Annotated in this window: 13 protein-coding genes and 1 tRNA gene; 8 read left to right on the top strand and 6 right to left on the bottom strand. The window is 70.3% G+C overall.

Features of this window, described 5'->3' with window-relative positions; genetic code table 11:
* Window positions 1-53 precede the first annotated feature (53 nt).
* The 5 genes from BLW43_RS03265 to uvrB all read right to left on the bottom strand — a co-directional run bounded on the left by BLW43_RS03265 (window position 54) and on the right by uvrB (window position 7,515).
* Window positions 54-1,625: an ABC transporter substrate-binding protein gene (locus BLW43_RS03265; RefSeq protein WP_093248382.1), complete on the bottom strand. Its 1,572-nt coding sequence runs from the start codon at window positions 1,623-1,625 to the stop codon at window positions 54-56.
* Window positions 1,626-1,661: 36 nt separating this feature from the next.
* Window positions 1,662-2,561 (bottom strand): ABC transporter permease, encoded by a 900-nt coding sequence (locus BLW43_RS03260; protein ID WP_093248380.1) that lies wholly within the window; start codon window positions 2,559-2,561, stop codon window positions 1,662-1,664.
* A complete protein-coding gene (locus BLW43_RS03255; RefSeq protein WP_093248378.1) occupies window positions 2,558-3,499 on the bottom strand; it encodes an ABC transporter permease in 942 nt (313 codons plus the stop codon). The genes BLW43_RS03260 and BLW43_RS03255 overlap by 4 nt, the downstream gene beginning before the upstream one ends.
* On the bottom strand, window positions 3,496-5,136 hold the full coding sequence (locus BLW43_RS03250; protein WP_093248377.1) for an amidohydrolase: 1,641 nt from the start codon (window positions 5,134-5,136) through the stop codon (window positions 3,496-3,498). The genes BLW43_RS03255 and BLW43_RS03250 overlap by 4 nt, the downstream gene beginning before the upstream one ends.
* A gap of 204 nt (window positions 5,137-5,340) precedes the next feature.
* Window positions 5,341-7,515 (bottom strand): excinuclease ABC subunit UvrB, encoded by a 2,175-nt coding sequence (gene uvrB / locus BLW43_RS03245; protein WP_425441160.1) that lies wholly within the window; start codon window positions 7,513-7,515, stop codon window positions 5,341-5,343.
* Window positions 7,516-7,621: 106 nt separating this feature from the next.
* Here uvrB and BLW43_RS03240 point away from each other — a divergent pair, with 106 nt between their 5' ends.
* The 6 genes from BLW43_RS03240 (at window position 7,622) to BLW43_RS03215 (ending at window position 11,459) form a co-directional block, all read left to right on the top strand.
* On the top strand, window positions 7,622-7,933 hold the full coding sequence (locus tag BLW43_RS03240; RefSeq protein WP_093248374.1) for an ETC complex I subunit: 312 nt from the start codon (window positions 7,622-7,624) through the stop codon (window positions 7,931-7,933).
* 86 nt (window positions 7,934-8,019) lie between these two features.
* Window positions 8,020-8,096 (top strand) — tRNA-Arg (locus tag BLW43_RS03235).
* Window positions 8,097-8,232: 136 nt separating this feature from the next.
* Complete coding sequence (locus BLW43_RS23360; RefSeq protein WP_093248373.1) at window positions 8,233-9,756, top strand: alpha/beta hydrolase; 1,524 nt, start codon at window positions 8,233-8,235, stop codon at window positions 9,754-9,756.
* Between the two features lie 73 nt (window positions 9,757-9,829).
* Entirely contained in the window at window positions 9,830-10,525 is a 696-nt protein-coding gene (locus BLW43_RS03225; RefSeq protein ID WP_093248372.1) for a CoA transferase subunit A, read from the top strand.
* Window positions 10,526-10,540: 15 nt separating this feature from the next.
* Complete coding sequence (locus BLW43_RS03220) at window positions 10,541-10,780, top strand: EF-hand domain-containing protein (protein WP_093248371.1); 240 nt, start codon at window positions 10,541-10,543, stop codon at window positions 10,778-10,780.
* A 49-nt stretch (window positions 10,781-10,829) separates the two neighbouring features.
* Window positions 10,830-11,459, top strand: a complete 630-nt coding sequence (locus tag BLW43_RS03215) for a CoA transferase subunit B (RefSeq protein WP_093248370.1) — start codon at window positions 10,830-10,832, stop codon at window positions 11,457-11,459.
* Window positions 11,460-11,485: 26 nt separating this feature from the next.
* Here the strand turns inward: BLW43_RS03215 and BLW43_RS03210 are convergent, their stop codons facing one another.
* On the bottom strand, window positions 11,486-12,085 hold the full coding sequence (locus BLW43_RS03210; protein ID WP_093248369.1) for a LysE family translocator: 600 nt from the start codon (window positions 12,083-12,085) through the stop codon (window positions 11,486-11,488).
* Window positions 12,086-12,213: 128 nt separating this feature from the next.
* On the opposite strand from BLW43_RS03210, the gene BLW43_RS03205 reads away from it, so the two are divergent.
* Complete coding sequence (locus BLW43_RS03205) at window positions 12,214-12,672, top strand: SAM-dependent methyltransferase (RefSeq protein ID WP_093248368.1); 459 nt, start codon at window positions 12,214-12,216, stop codon at window positions 12,670-12,672.
* A gap of 238 nt (window positions 12,673-12,910) precedes the next feature.
* Window positions 12,911-13,843 carry a sulfurtransferase gene (locus BLW43_RS03200; protein WP_093248367.1) on the top strand — a complete coding sequence of 311 codons (933 nt, stop codon included), beginning with the start codon at window positions 12,911-12,913 and terminating at the stop codon, window positions 13,841-13,843.
* Window positions 13,844-13,924: the final 81 nt, after the last annotated feature.

Raw genomic sequence — 13,924 nt, 5'->3', positions numbered from 1 at the left:
GCCGCTCCTGCCCATTCAAGGGCGGGCGCCGCTCGGGCGCCCGCCGCCGCGGCTCACTCCCTGAACTTGAGGTCGAGGCCCTTGTAGAGGCCGCAGCCGTAGATGTTGTGCGGCTCCACCGGCTCCAGCCGGTCGGACTGCGCGATGATCATCGGCTCGTGGTAGAGCGGGATCCACACCGCCGCGTCATGCACCTTGCCGAGCACCTCGCCATAGCTCGCCGCGCGCACCACCGGGTCGAGCGCGGTCTTGCCGGCGTCGAGCAGGCGGTCGGTCTCGGGGTCGTTCCAGTTCATGCGGTTCGGCGTCGGCATGTTCTCGGAGCGGAAATAGAGGTTCAGCGCGTCGCCCGACGAGACGTAAGGGTAGGACATGCCGAACATGTCGAACTCCTGCGTCGCCAGCTTTCCCCAGGCCACCGTGGCGTCGAAGGGCTGCACGACGAGGTTCACGCCGATCTCGCGCAGATAGGCCTGCACCGCCTCGGAGATCTTGGACCAGCCGGAGCCGGCGAAGACGTAGATCAGCGGCTCCAGCCGCACGCCGTCCTTCTCGCGCACGCCGTCGGCGCCGCGGGTCCAGCCGGCCTCGTCGAGCATCGCGTTGGCGCGGTCGGGGTCGAACTTCAGCAGCCGGTCGTCGAGATCGGCGTTCCAGTCGAGCGCCTCCTGGCTGACATAGCTGTAGGCGGGCTCGACCTCGCCGAAATAGAGATCCTCGGCCATCGCCGCCTGATCGACGGCGAGGTTCATCGCCTGCCGCACGACGGGGTCGGAAACCACGGTCTTGTCGGTCTTGAAGCCGATGAAATAGGTCCAGAACGCCAGATCGGACTTTTGGATCAGCACGCCCGGCGTCTGGCGCAGGCGCGACACCGCGATGTGCGGGACGTACTGCGTCACCTCGGACTGTCCGGTGATGACGGAGACGGTGCGCGTGTTCTCCTCAGGCACGATCTGCCAGGTGATCTGCGCCATGTGCGCCGGTCCCTGGTTCTCGTAGACTGGCGGCCCCCACGAATAGCCTTCGTGGCGGGTGATCACCATCTTGTCGCGCGGCGTCCATTCGCCCCAGCAGAACGGCCCGGTGCCGTTCATGCCGGTCACGCCGAAATCGGCGCCCAGCGCCTCGACCTGGTTCCTGTCGATGATGATCGCGAAGGCCTGGGTGAGCTGGTAGAGCAGTTCGGAGACGGGCGCCTCCAGCCGGTATTCGACGGTGAGCGGGTCGAGCGCCTTCACCTCGGCGACGTCGCCAGCGCGCCACGCCACCGGCGACTTGGTCTCGGGGTCGATCCAGCGCTGGATCGAATACACCACGTCGTCGGCGGTCATGTCGCGACCGTCGCAGAACTTGACGCCCTCCTTCAGCCTGAAGGTGTAGACCTTGCCGTCCTCGGAGACCTCCCAGCTCTCGGCGAGGCCGGGGGTGATCGTCTGCATGTCGGTGTCGAGCGCGACCAGCGTGTCGCCCAGCATGAACAGCACCTCGGCGGCGCCGCGGGCGGTGGTGCGGTGGGGGTCGTAGTTGTTGCTGTCGACCTCGCGGACGATGGTGATCTCCTGCGCGGCGAGCGGCGCGGCGACGGCCATGGCGGCGATTGACAGGGTGAGACGTCTGCGCATGGAACTCTCCTTCTGGAAGGGCGGTCTCTGGCGGGGTCAGGCTCTCAGTCTGGGGTCGAGCGCGTCGCGGAGCGCGTCTCCGGCGACATTGGCGGCGAGCACAATGACGAAGATCATCGCGCTGGGGATCACGGCGATGTGCGGCGCGAACAGCAGGAAGTCGCGGCCCTGAGCCGCCATCATGCCCAACTCGGCGGCGGGCGGCCGGGCGCCGAGGCCGAGGAAGCTGAGCGCCGAGCCGAGCAGGATCACCTGCCCGAAGCGCAGGGACATGAAGATCATGATGGAGCTGATGCAGTTGCGCAGCAGGTAGCGCCGGAACAGCGCCCAGTCCGACAGGCCCACGGCGCGGCCCGCCTCCATGAACTCCTGCGCCATCACGCCGACGCCGATGGACCGCGCGATGCGCGCGCAATCGGGCACCGTGGCGATGGCGAGGGCGATGATCACCGGCGTCGCGCCGGGGCCGAGCGCGGCCACCAGCGCCAGCCCCAGCAGGATGGCGGGAAAGGACAGCAGCATGTCCACCACCCGCATGATGTAGGGGTCGATCCGGCTGTAGAAGGCCGATAGCAGCCCGATGGCGGAGCCGACGACGCCGCCCAGCGCCACGCTGACCACGCCGATCAGAAGCGTCAGGCGCGCGCCGTAAAGCGCCCGGCTAAGGATGTCGCGGCCCTGCCCGTCGGCGCCGAGGATGTGGGTCCAGTCGCCCCGGTCCGCCCACACGGGCGGCTGCATCACCGCGCGCGAGGCGGCGTAGGGGTCGTGCGGCGCCAGCAGCGGCGCGAAGACGGCGCCCAGCACCACGACCAGCAGAATCAGCAGCGCCAGCGCCGCGCCGGGGTCGGTCAGCAGCCTAAGCCACAGCCGCCGGCGCGCTGGCGGCGCGGCGTCCTCGGCGAGCGCGCCGGCGGCGGGCTCGGCGAGGCTCATGCGCCGCGCACCCGCGGGTCGAGCGCTGCGTAGGCCGCGTCCACGATCAGGTTGATGACGATGAACGCCATCGCCAGCGTCAGGATCGCGCCCTGCGCCAGCGGGAAGTCGCTCGACAGGATCGCGCCCACCGCCAGCCGCCCGACGCCGGGCCAGGAGAACACCGACTCGGTCACCACCGCGCCGCCGAGCAGATAGCCGGCCTGCAGGCCCACCAGCGTCACCACCGGGATCAGCGCGTTGCGCAGGCCGTGGCGCACCAGCACGGCCGTCTCGCTCAGGCCCTTGGCGCGGGCCGTGCGGACATGGTCGAGCTTCAGCACCTCCAGCACCGAGGAGCGCGTCATCCGCGCGACCGGGCCGACGAAGATCAGCCCCAGCGACAGCGCCGGCAGCACGATGTGGTCGAGGCCCTCCGCCGTCCAGAGCGGCCCGCCGCGCCCGAGAAACGGGAACAGACGCCATTCGACGCCGAGATACTGGATCATCAGCAGGCAGATGAAGAAGATCGGCAGCGAGACGCCGGCGACCGAGAACGCCATCACAAGCCGGTCGATCACGCCGCCGCGCAGCGACGCGGCCACCGTGCCGAGCAGGATGCCGAGCGGGATCGACCAGGCGAGGCAGGCGACCATCAGTTCCGCCGTCGGCCCGATGGCGGCGCCGAGTTCGCTCGCCACGGTCTTGTTGGAGATCAGCGAACGCCCGAGATCGCCCTCCAGCAGCCGCCCCAGATACAGGACGAACTGGTGCGGCACCGACTTGTCGAGCCCCATCTCGACGCGGATCGCCTGCACGACCTCCTCCGTTGCGGTGGGGCCGGCGAGCACGATGGCCGGGTCGCCGGGCACGAGCTGCAGCAGCGCGAAGCCCAGCGCCAGCACGCCGAGCAGCACCGGGATCGAGAGGGCGATGCGGTTGGCGAGCTGGGCGATCATCCCGCCGCGCCCGCGCGCTCGAAAACCACCTCGCCGCCGAGGATCGTCATGTCGCAGGCCGTGGCGAGGATGTCGTCGGGCTCGGCCGTCAGCAGGTCGCGCGAGAAGATGGCGACATCGGCGAGTTGGCCCGGAACCAGCCGACCCTTGATCGCCTCCTCCTTCGAGCCGTAGGCCGACGCCCAGGTGTAGGCGTGCAGCGCCTCCTCGATGCTCAGCCGCTCCTCGGGGCCGATCAGCGTTCCCCGAGACGTGCGGCGCGTGACCATGGCGTAGAGGTTCGGCATCGGCGCGATCTCGCAGACCGGGCAATCGGTGGAGGCGGAGGGGTGCAGGCCCCGCTCCATCCATGTCCGCATCGGGTAGCTGGCGGCGACGGCCTCGGGCTCGGCCAGCGTCAGGTAGAGGTCGCCGAAATAGTAGTTGAAGGCCGGCTGCGGCGCCGGGAGGATGCAGCGCGCCGCCATCCGGTCCATCTGGTCGGGCGTGAGCCAGCCGCAATGCTCGATCCGGTGGCGGCGCTCGGGGTCGGGCATGGCGTCGAGCGCAGCCTCCAGCGCCTGCAGCACCTGCTCGATGGCGCGGTCGCCGATGGCGTGGATCGCCATGGCGTAGCCGGCGGCGTGGGCCTCGCGCACCATCTCGCGCAGCTCGTCGTCGGGCAGGCACAGGATGCCGAGATCCTGCGCGTCACCGCCCTTGTAGGGCCGGCTCATCGCCGCCGTCCGGCCGCCGAAGCTGCCGTCGGTGAAGATCTTCACCGGGCCGATGCGGAAGCGGTCGTCGCCGCCGCCCGTCACCATGCCCGCCGCCATAGCCTCCGGCAGCACGGTGCGGTTGCGGTCTCCCATCAGCACGCCGTAGACGCGCACCGGCAGGCGGCCCTCGCGATGCGCGCGCTGGTAGGCGAGCATTTCGCTCCAGCCGTCGCGGATGCCGATGGCCGCCTCCATCACGGAGGTGATCCCGTAGCTCAGCAGGTCGCGCCCGGCGCGCTCGATGGCGTCGGTCAGCGTCTCGACCGTCGCGCGCGGCATCGCGTCCATCACCAGTTCGCGGGCCTGCTCGGCCAGCAGCCCGGTCAGCCGGCCGTTCTGCTTCTCGATCAGCCCGCCCGCCGGCCCGACCGTGCTCTCGTCGATCCCCGACAGCGCCAACGCGGCGCTGTTGGCGACCGAGACATGCCCGCAGGTCCGCACGATGTAGACGGGATGATCGGGGCAGGCGGCGTCGAGCTCCTCGCGGAACGGATGGCGGCCGACGTCGAGCCTGAAATGGTCGTAGCCGCGCCCGACGATCCAGCCGCCCGGCGGCGTGCGCGCCGCGCGGGCCTTCAGCGCGCCGAGCAGAGCGTCGAGCGTGGGCGCCGCGGCGGGGCGCAGGTCCACCTCGATCATCGCCGTGCCGTAGGGCAGCAGGTGCATGTGGGCGTCGTTGAGGCCGGGCGTGGCAAGGCGCCCGGCGAGGTCGACGACCCGCGTCGCCGGGCCGACAAGCGGCCCGATCTCGGCGGCCGAGCCGGTCGCGAGCACCCGCCCGCCCCAGAGCGCCACGGCCTCGCAGCAGTCTTCGCGGAGCCCGCGCCAGACGCGCCCGCCGGTCAGGACGACGTCGGCGTGGACGCGGCCGCCGTTCACCGGCCGCCCCGTCTGGCGACCGTCCTTCCAGAAGCCATGGCGTTCAAGCGGCTCTCCCTGCGACCGGCGCCTACTGCCGAGCCAAGCTCAAACGGGCGGCGGAGGGATGTCAAGCGAAGCGCGCGACAATGCGGCGCCGTCGCGCGCCCGCCCAGGCGGAAGGCGCCCGACGGCGCGCGGCGCCGCATCGGTGAGCCGCGGCGCCTAGCCGCGCGCCTTGCCGCGTCTCGCCGGCTTCCCGCGGGAGCCGGCGCGGCCGGCCTTCGAGCGGCCCGCCGCGGAGACCGCCGCCTCCGACGCCGCCTCGACGGCGGACTGCCGCGCCATCGGGTCGTCGGCGACTGCCAGCTCGACCGCCTCCAGCCGCTTGATCTCGTCGCGCATCCGCGCCGCCTCCTCGAATTCGAGGTTCTCGGCCGCCTTGATCATCTGCTTGCGCAGGTGCTCCAGATGCGCCTTGAGGTTTGGGCCGACGTCGGGGCCCTTCTCGATCTTCGGCGTGACGTGGTCGCGCTCGTAGACGCTCTGCAGGATGTCGTCGATGTTGCGCTTGATGCTCTGCGGCGTGATGCCATTAGCCTCGTTGTATTCGGTCTGCTTGGCGCGGCGGCGCTCGGTCTCGCGCATCGCCCTTTCCATCGAGCCGGTGATGCGGTCGGCGTACATGATCACCTTGCCGTCGACGTTGCGCGCCGCGCGCCCGATGGTCTGGATCAGCGACGTCTCCGACCGCAGGAACCCCTCCTTGTCGGCGTCGAGGATCGCCACCAGCCCGCATTCGGGGATGTCGAGCCCCTCGCGCAGCAGGTTGATCCCCACCAGCACGTCGAAGGCGCCGAGCCGCAGGTCGCGCAGGATCTCGATGCGCTCGATGGTGTCGATGTCGGAGTGCATGTAGCGCACCCGCACGCCCTGCTCGTGCAGGTATTCGGTCAGATCCTCCGCCATCCGCTTGGTGAGCACGGTGACGAGGCTGCGGTAGCCGGCCAGCGCCGTCGCCTTCACCTCGTCGAGCAGGTCGTCCACCTGCATCTTGACCGGGCGCACCTCCACCGGCGGGTCGATGAGGCCCGTCGGACGGATGACCTGTTCGACGAAGACGCCCCCCGTGCGCTCCATCTCCCACTTTCCAGGCGTCGCCGAGACGAACACCGACTGCGGGCGCATCGCGTCCCATTCCTCGAACTTGAGCGGGCGGTTGTCCATGCAGGACGGCAGCCGGAAGCCGTATTCGGCCAGCGTGAACTTGCGCCGGTAGTCGCCGCGATACATGCCGCCGATCTGCGGCACGCTGACATGGCTCTCGTCGGCGAAGACGATGGCGTTGTCCGGGATGTATTCGAACAGCGTCGGCGGCGGCTCGCCCGGCTTGCGGCCCGAGAGATAGCGGCTGTAGTTCTCGATGCCGTTGCAGGAGCCGGTCGCCTCCATCATCTCGATATCGTAGTTGGTGCGCTGTTCGATCCTCTGCGCCTCCAGAAGCTTGCCCTCGGCCTCGAACTGCTTGAGACGGACCTTCAGCTCCTCGCGGATGTGCTTGACCGCCTGGTTGAGCGTCGGCCGCGGCGTGACGTAGTGGCTGTTGGCGTAGACGCGGACGTGCTTGAGCGTCGCGGTGCGCTCGCCGAGCAGCGGGTCGAATTCGTGGATGCTCTCCAGCTCCTCGCCGAAGAAGCTGAGCCGCCAGGCGCGGTCCTCCATGTGGGCGGGCCAGATCTCCAGGCTGTCGCCCCGCACCCGGAAGCCGCCGCGCGAAAAATTCATGTCGGCGCGACGATACTGCTGCGCCACCAGCTCGCGCATCACCGTGCGCTGGTCGTAGGCCCTGCCGACGACAAGATCCTGGGTCATCGCGCCGTAGGTCTCGACCGCGCCGATGCCGTAGATGCAGGACACCGACGCCACGATCACCACGTCGTCGCGCTCCAGCAGCGCCCGCGTCGCGGAGTGGCGCATGCGGTCGATCTGCTCGTTGATCTGACTCTCTTTCTCGATGTAGGTGTCGGAACGCGGCACATACGCCTCGGGCTGGTAATAGTCGTAGTAGCTGACGAAGTATTCCACGGCGTTGTTGGGAAAGAAGCTCTTGAACTCGCCGTAGAGCTGCGCCGCCAGCGTCTTGTTGGGGGCGAGGATGATCGCCGGGCGCTGGGTCGCCTCGATGACTTTCGCCATGGTGTAGGTCTTGCCGGTGCCGGTGGCGCCGAGCAGCACCTGGTCGCGCTCGCCGGCCATGACGCCCTCGGCGAGCTCGCCGATGGCCCTGGGCTGGTCGCCGGCCGGCGAGAACGCGCTGACCATCTCCAGCCGGACGCCGCCTTCCAGCTTCTCGCGGCGGGCGGGCCTCTGGGGTACGGTGACGAGCGTGTCAGTGGTCATGGCGTGCAACATCCGACCTGGGGTTCGGCCCCGCGACGCCGGGGCGCTTGAGCGCCGCGACGCACTCCGTCATATCCATAGCGCAATGAATCAGCGGAGCCAGCCGATGCTCGCCAAGATATACCAGCCGGCCCGGAGCGCGATGACATCCGGACAGGCCAACACGAAGTCCTGGGTGCTGGAGTATGCCCCCGAGAGCCGCCGCACCATTGATCCACTGATGGGCTGGACCTCCAGCGACGACATGAACGGCCAGGTCAAGCTCCGCTTTGACAGCCGCGAGGCCGCGGTCGAGTACGCCGAACGCCACAGGATCGCCTTTCAGGTGCTGGAGCCGAAGAAGCGCCGTCCGACGATCCGCCCGCGCGGCTACGGCGACAACTTCGCCACCGAGCGGCGGGCGCCCTGGACCCATTGAACCGAAGGCGGAGCCGGGAACCCGCGACGACGCCCGGCGCGGCTGTTGCGCGAAGCGGCCCGGCTCTGTGATAAGGGCGGCGCGCGGGCCCCGTAGCTCAACCGGATAGAGCAAGGACCTTCTAAGTCCGAGGTTGGGGGTTCGAGTCCCTCCGGGGTCGCCAGCCCTCCGCACCTGTCCGGGCCGGTCACAGGTCCGCGAGGCCGGACGCCTCCAGGGGCCAGACGCGCGCATCGCCGCTTCCCCATCGCGCAGCCCGGAAATAGGATCGGGGCCGAACAATCCCCGACGGGCTCCAGATGCGCCGGACCGCCGCCCTTCTCGTCGCCGCCTCGGCCGGGCTCGCCGCGTGCGGGAGCGATCCCGCTCCGCCGGACCTCACCCGCATCTACGCCGACGTGGCGGCGATAGACGCCGAGGCGCGGCGGCCGGTGATCACCATCCCCGGCACGCTCGGCTCGCGGCTCGTGGACACCCGTTCCAGCGTCACGGTCTGGGGCGGCGAGAGCCGGCTCGCGCTGGAGCCGGACACGCCCGAGGCGCTGAGCCTGCTGGCGCTGCCCATCGGCCCCGAGGGCGCCGCGCTCGGCGCGCTGCGCGACGGGGTGCGGCCCGACGGGGTCGTGCGCGTTGCGCGGGCCGACATCCTCGGCGCGACGCTCTCGCTCGACGTCTATGGCGGGATCATCCGCACCCTCATCGCCGGGGGCTACGACTTCCGCGAGACCCGCGCCGCCGAGATCGCCGAGCGCGCCCAGAATCTCGACGCCTTCGAGTTTCCCTACGACTGGCGACGCGACATCGTGGAGGCCGCGCAAGACCTCGACTACTTCATCAGGCGCAAGCGCGCCCAGGTCGAGGCGGAGCGGCGGCGCGTCCTCGGCGCGGCGAGCGAGCCGGTCGTGTTCGACATCGTGGCGCACTCCATGGGCGCGCTCGTCGCGCGCTACTACCTCATGTATGGCGGGCAGGATCTGCCGGCCGACGGCGGCCTGCCGCCCCTGACATGGGAGGGCGTCGGCGACGTGGGCACCGTCGTGTTGATCGCGCCGCCCAACGCCGGCTCGGTCATCGCCTTCGAGAACCTCGTGAACGGCAAGAGCTTCGGCTTCCTGCAGCCGGAGTTCCCGCCCGCGCTGATCGGCACGCACGCATCGACCTACCAGCTGTTGCCCCGGCTGCGGCACGGCCGCGTGCGCTACGGCGACGAGACCGGCCCGGCGGTCGACATCTTCGATCCCGGCCTCTGGGAGCGCTTCGGCTGGGGGCTCGCGTCGCCGGAGGCCGCGCCGGTGCTCGAGGCGGTGATGCCCGACGTTCTCGATCCCGCGGTCCGCCGCGCGCGCGGGCTCGCCCACCAGCGCAAGGCGCTGGCCCGGGCGGAGCAGCTGCAGGCCGCGCTCGACCGTCCAGCCAGCTTTCCGCAGGGGCTCGAAGCGTTCCTCGTCGTGGGCGGCGGCTACCTGACGCCGGCCACGGCGGTCGTATCGCCGGAGGACGGCGCCGTGGAGATCGTCGGCTTCGAGGAGGGGGACGGGGTGGTTCTGCGCGCCAGTTCGCTCATGGACGAGCGCCAGGGCTACGCGGAGCGGCGCGAGATCGCCCTGCGCTCGCCGATCTCGGGGCTCGCCAGCACCCTGCTGCTGCCTTCGGAGCACGTCGCCATCACCCAGAGCCCGGTCTTCGGCGACAACCTGCTGTTCTGGCTGCTGAGCGCGAGCCGCTCGGAGCAGACCCTGCGCGCCTCCGTCGGCGAGGGCGGCGACGCCGGGCCGGTGGCGCGCGTCGCCCGCGCCGCCCGCGCCATCCTGCCGCCGCGCTGAACGCCCGCGGCCCTTTGCGCAGCGCAGCGAGCGACGTTAGAACGGGGCGTCAGCCGCCGGAGGGACATCCGCCATGAAGAAGGTTCGCGCCAACGCCGCCGAGGCCCTGGACGGGGTCCTGCGCGACGGCATGCTGATCGCGGCCGGGGGCTTCGGCCTCTGCGGCATTCCCGAGAACTGCATCGCGGCCATCCGCGAATCAGGGGTGAAGGATCTCACGGTCGCCTCGAACAACTGCGGCGTCGACGGCTTCGGCCTCGGCGTGCTGCTGGAGAGCCGCCAGATTGCAAAGATGATTTCCAGCTATGTCGGCGAGAACGCGGAATTCATGCGACAGTATCTCAGCGGCGAGCTCCAGCTGGAGTTCAATCCGCAGGGCACCCTGGCCGAGCGCCTGCGCGCCGGCGGCTGCGGCATTCCCGGCTTCTACACCAAGACAGGCGTCGGCACCGTCATCGCGGAAGGCAAGGAACACAAGGACTTCGACGGCGAGACCTACATTCTGGAGCGCGGCATCCGCGCTGATCTCGCCATCGTCAAGGCATGGAAGGGCGACGCGCAGGGCAACCTCGTGTTCCGCAAGACGGCGCGCAACTTCAACCCGCTCTGCGCGATGTCGGGCAAGGTGACGGTCGCGGAAGTGGAGGAACTGGTGGAGCCCGGCGCGCTCGATCCGGACCTGATCCACACGCCGGGGATATTTGTTCAACATATCTTCAAGGGCAGCCATGAAAAAAGGATCGAGCAGCGCACTGTCCGCGCCGCCTGACCGGAGCCCTTGAAGATGTCTGAATACGATTCCCTGACCGAACAGCTTCGCCGCGAAATCCGTGAGTGCATGGACGTGTTCATCACCGACGGCCGCGAACTCGCCGACAAGTACAGCGGCAAGGGATTTTCGGACAAGCACCCCGAGATCGCCGCGACCTTCGCCTCGGCGATGGCGCACCAGTACGCGGCCGTGATGATGGCGGACGCGCTGCGCAACCACGCCGACATCACCGTAAAGAAAGTGGCCGCCTGAAGGACTGAGCCTTCCTGCGCGGCCGTCACGCCCGAGGAGCGACCAAGAAATGCCCTGGACACGCGACGACATGGCCAGAAGGGCCGCGCAGGAACTTGAGGACGGCTTCTACTGCAATCTCGGCATCGGCATCCCGACGCTGGTGGCCAACCACATCCCCGAAGGCGTGGACGTAACCCTGCAGTCGGAGAACGGCATGCTCGGCATGGGCCCGTTCCCCACCGAGGACGAAGTCGACGCCGACCTCATCAACGCCGGCAAGCAGACCATCACGGAGCTCGACCGCACCTCCTATTTCGACAGCGCGACGAGCTTCGGGATGATCCGCGGCGGCCACATCGACATCTCCATCCTCGGCGCGATGGAGGTCAGCGAGGCCGGCGATCTCGCCAACTGGATGATCCCCGGCAAGCTCGTGAAGGGCATGGGCGGCGCGATGGACCTCGTGGCCGGCGTCAAGCGCGTCGTCGTCATCATGGACCACACCAACAAGGCCGGCGAGAGCAAGCTGCTGAAGGAATGCTCCCTGCCTCTGACCGGCAAGGCGGTGGTGGACCGCATCGTGACCAATCTCGGCGTCTTCGACGTCGTCGAGGGCGGGCTGAAGATCGTCGAGCTGGCGCCTGGCGTCGACCTCGACGCGGCCCGCGCCGCCACCGAGGCCGCGCTCGTCGACTGACGCGCGCCTGCTCCGCCCTCGAAGGCTCAGAGATCGGCGACGGCGAGATAAATCGCCGACGCCGCCACCAGTGCGCCCATCGTCGCGTTGAACGCCGTCAGCCGGCCGGGCGTGGACAGCAGGCGCCCAATCGCGGCCCCCAGACCGGCCCAGGCATGCGCCGAGCCCAGTCCACTCAGCACGAAGACGCCCGCGCAGAGCGCCGCCTCGCGCACCGGCGCGGCGCCGGTCAGGAACGCGGCCGCCGTCGACACGGCCATGGCCCAGGCCTTGGGGTTCACCCACTGGAAGGCGGCGGCCTCAAGGAAGGTGAAGGGGCGCGCGCGGCCCTTCGCCTTCGCTCTGCCCGCCGTCGCGATGCGCCACCCCAGCCACAGAAGCAGCGCGACGCCGACCCAGCGCAGCGTCTCGCGCAGCAGTTCGCTGCGCTGGAACGCCTCGCCGAGAAACAGCGCGACGACGAACAGCATCAGCGGAAAGCCGAGCGCCACGCCCAGCGCATGCGGCAGGGTCGCGCGCAGGCCGAAAGTGGCGCCGGAACTCGCGAGCATCAGGTTGTTCGGCCCCGGCGTCCAGGTCGAGGCGACGGCGAGCGCCGCGAGCGCGAGAAGAAGGTCAAGACTCATGACCGTTCGCTACGCCTGCCGCCGAGTCCCTGCAACGTGGCGATTGTTCCCGGCGCAATGGCCCGCCGCTTGCCCGCCGAGGCCCGCGGCGCCATCCTCTCTCAGCCAGCCCCGTCGGAGCGCGAGAGATGACCGACAGCGACCTGCGTCCCGGAGAGATCGTCACCGAGACGCCGACGGATTTCGACGCCGGCGTCTGGTTCATCGGCCGCATCCGCACGCCCTGGACCGACCCGGCCGACTGCCCCAAGCAGGGCGACATGGAGGCGGGCCCGGTCTGCCGCGTCGAGATCGACCCGCGTTGGGCCGAGGCGCTCGACGGCGTCGCGGGCCGGGCCCGCCTGCAGCTGCTCTACTGGATGCACCGCGCCCGGCGAGACCTCGTGCGGCAGAACCCGCGCCGCGACGGCGCGACCGTCGGCACCTTCGCGCTGCGCTCGCCGCTGCGGCCGAACCCTGTCGCCTCGTCGCCCGTCGCGCTGCTGGGCGTGGAGGGCGCGACGCTGCTGGTGCGTGGCCTCGACTGCCTCGACGGCACGCCGTTGATCGACCTCAAGCCCGAACGATGCCCTCGCGCGCAGGCGTGACGCCCGTGCGCGCAGGCGTGATGCGAGAGGCGAAGGCGCCGAAATAGGAACGCCCTTCACGCCAGCCGCGCTCAGGCGGAACCTGGTTCCGTGGCGAACCTGACGGCCGGATGTTCCTCCGCCGATGGCGCGTCGGCGGCGAACGCCGCCGGCGGCTCGGGACCGGGCCCGCCGTTGCGCGCGACGAAGGCCGCGCGCAGATAGCCGCTGCCCGTGACACGCCCTGAGGAGATGCGCCATGTTCACAAGACTGCTCGCCCTCGTCGCGCTGACATTCGCCGTCGCGCCGCCCGCCGTCGCCTCGGAATGGCGCAAGCTCGTCGAGCCGGAGGAGCTTGCGGCGTTGATCGAGAGCACGCCCGACCTGCGCATCCTCGACATCCGTCCGCCCGAGACGGTGAAGGACAAGGCCGGCAAGCTCGTGAGCGAGGGCTTCGCCGACGGCCACATCGCCGGCGCCGTCAACACGCCCTACGGCGCCTATCGCGGCCCGAAGGAGAACCCCGGCGCGCTGATCTCGGACGCGGCGCTCACCGAGACGCTCCAGGCCGCCGGCGTGACCGCCGAGACCCCGGTCGTGGTCGCCTATCGCGGCGCGACCGACAGCGATTTCGGCGCCGCCGCCCGCGTCTACTGGACGCTGAAATCGGCCGGCGTCTCGCAGATCGCGATCCTCAACGGCGGCCAGAAGGCCTGGGAGGCCGCAGGCCTGCCGGTCACGACGGAGCCGACGACGGTCGCGCGCAGCGCCTTCGAGGCGCGCATCGCCGACGACTGGCTCGCGACGCGCGATGATGTGCGCGCCGCCGAGGGCGGCGACGGCGCCGTGCTGGTGGACGCGCGCCCCGAGGAGTTCTTCCGCGGGCTGAAGAAGCACGACGCGGCCCAGGAGGCCGGCACCCTGTTCGGCGCGCTCAACCTCGTGCACAGCAGCTGGTTCGCCCCATCCTCGCCCCGCGTCACCGCGCCGGAGTCCGCGCTCGAGCGCGCCCGCGCGCTGGCGGCCGAGGCGAACGGCGACGCCATCGTGAGCTTCTGCAACACCGGTCACTGGGCGGCGACCAACTGGTTCGCGCTCTCCGAACTCGCCGGCGTCGAGAACGTGAAGCTCTATCCCGAATCCGTCGTCGGCTGGACGCGGGCGGGCCTGCCGCTCTCGCCCGGCGGCTGACGGGTCGGCGCGCCGGCGGGGACGTTCCGCGCCGGCGCATCCGGACGCCCCCGCGACCCGCGGCGCGGCGCATCGCGGGCC

The sequence above is a fragment of the Rubrimonas cliftonensis genome, assembly GCF_900107585.1.
Taxonomy (GTDB): Bacteria; Pseudomonadota; Alphaproteobacteria; order Rhodobacterales; family Rhodobacteraceae; genus Rubrimonas; species Rubrimonas cliftonensis.
Note: the sequence above shows the minus strand (reverse complement) of the source record. Positions and strands in the feature narration are given on the sequence as shown.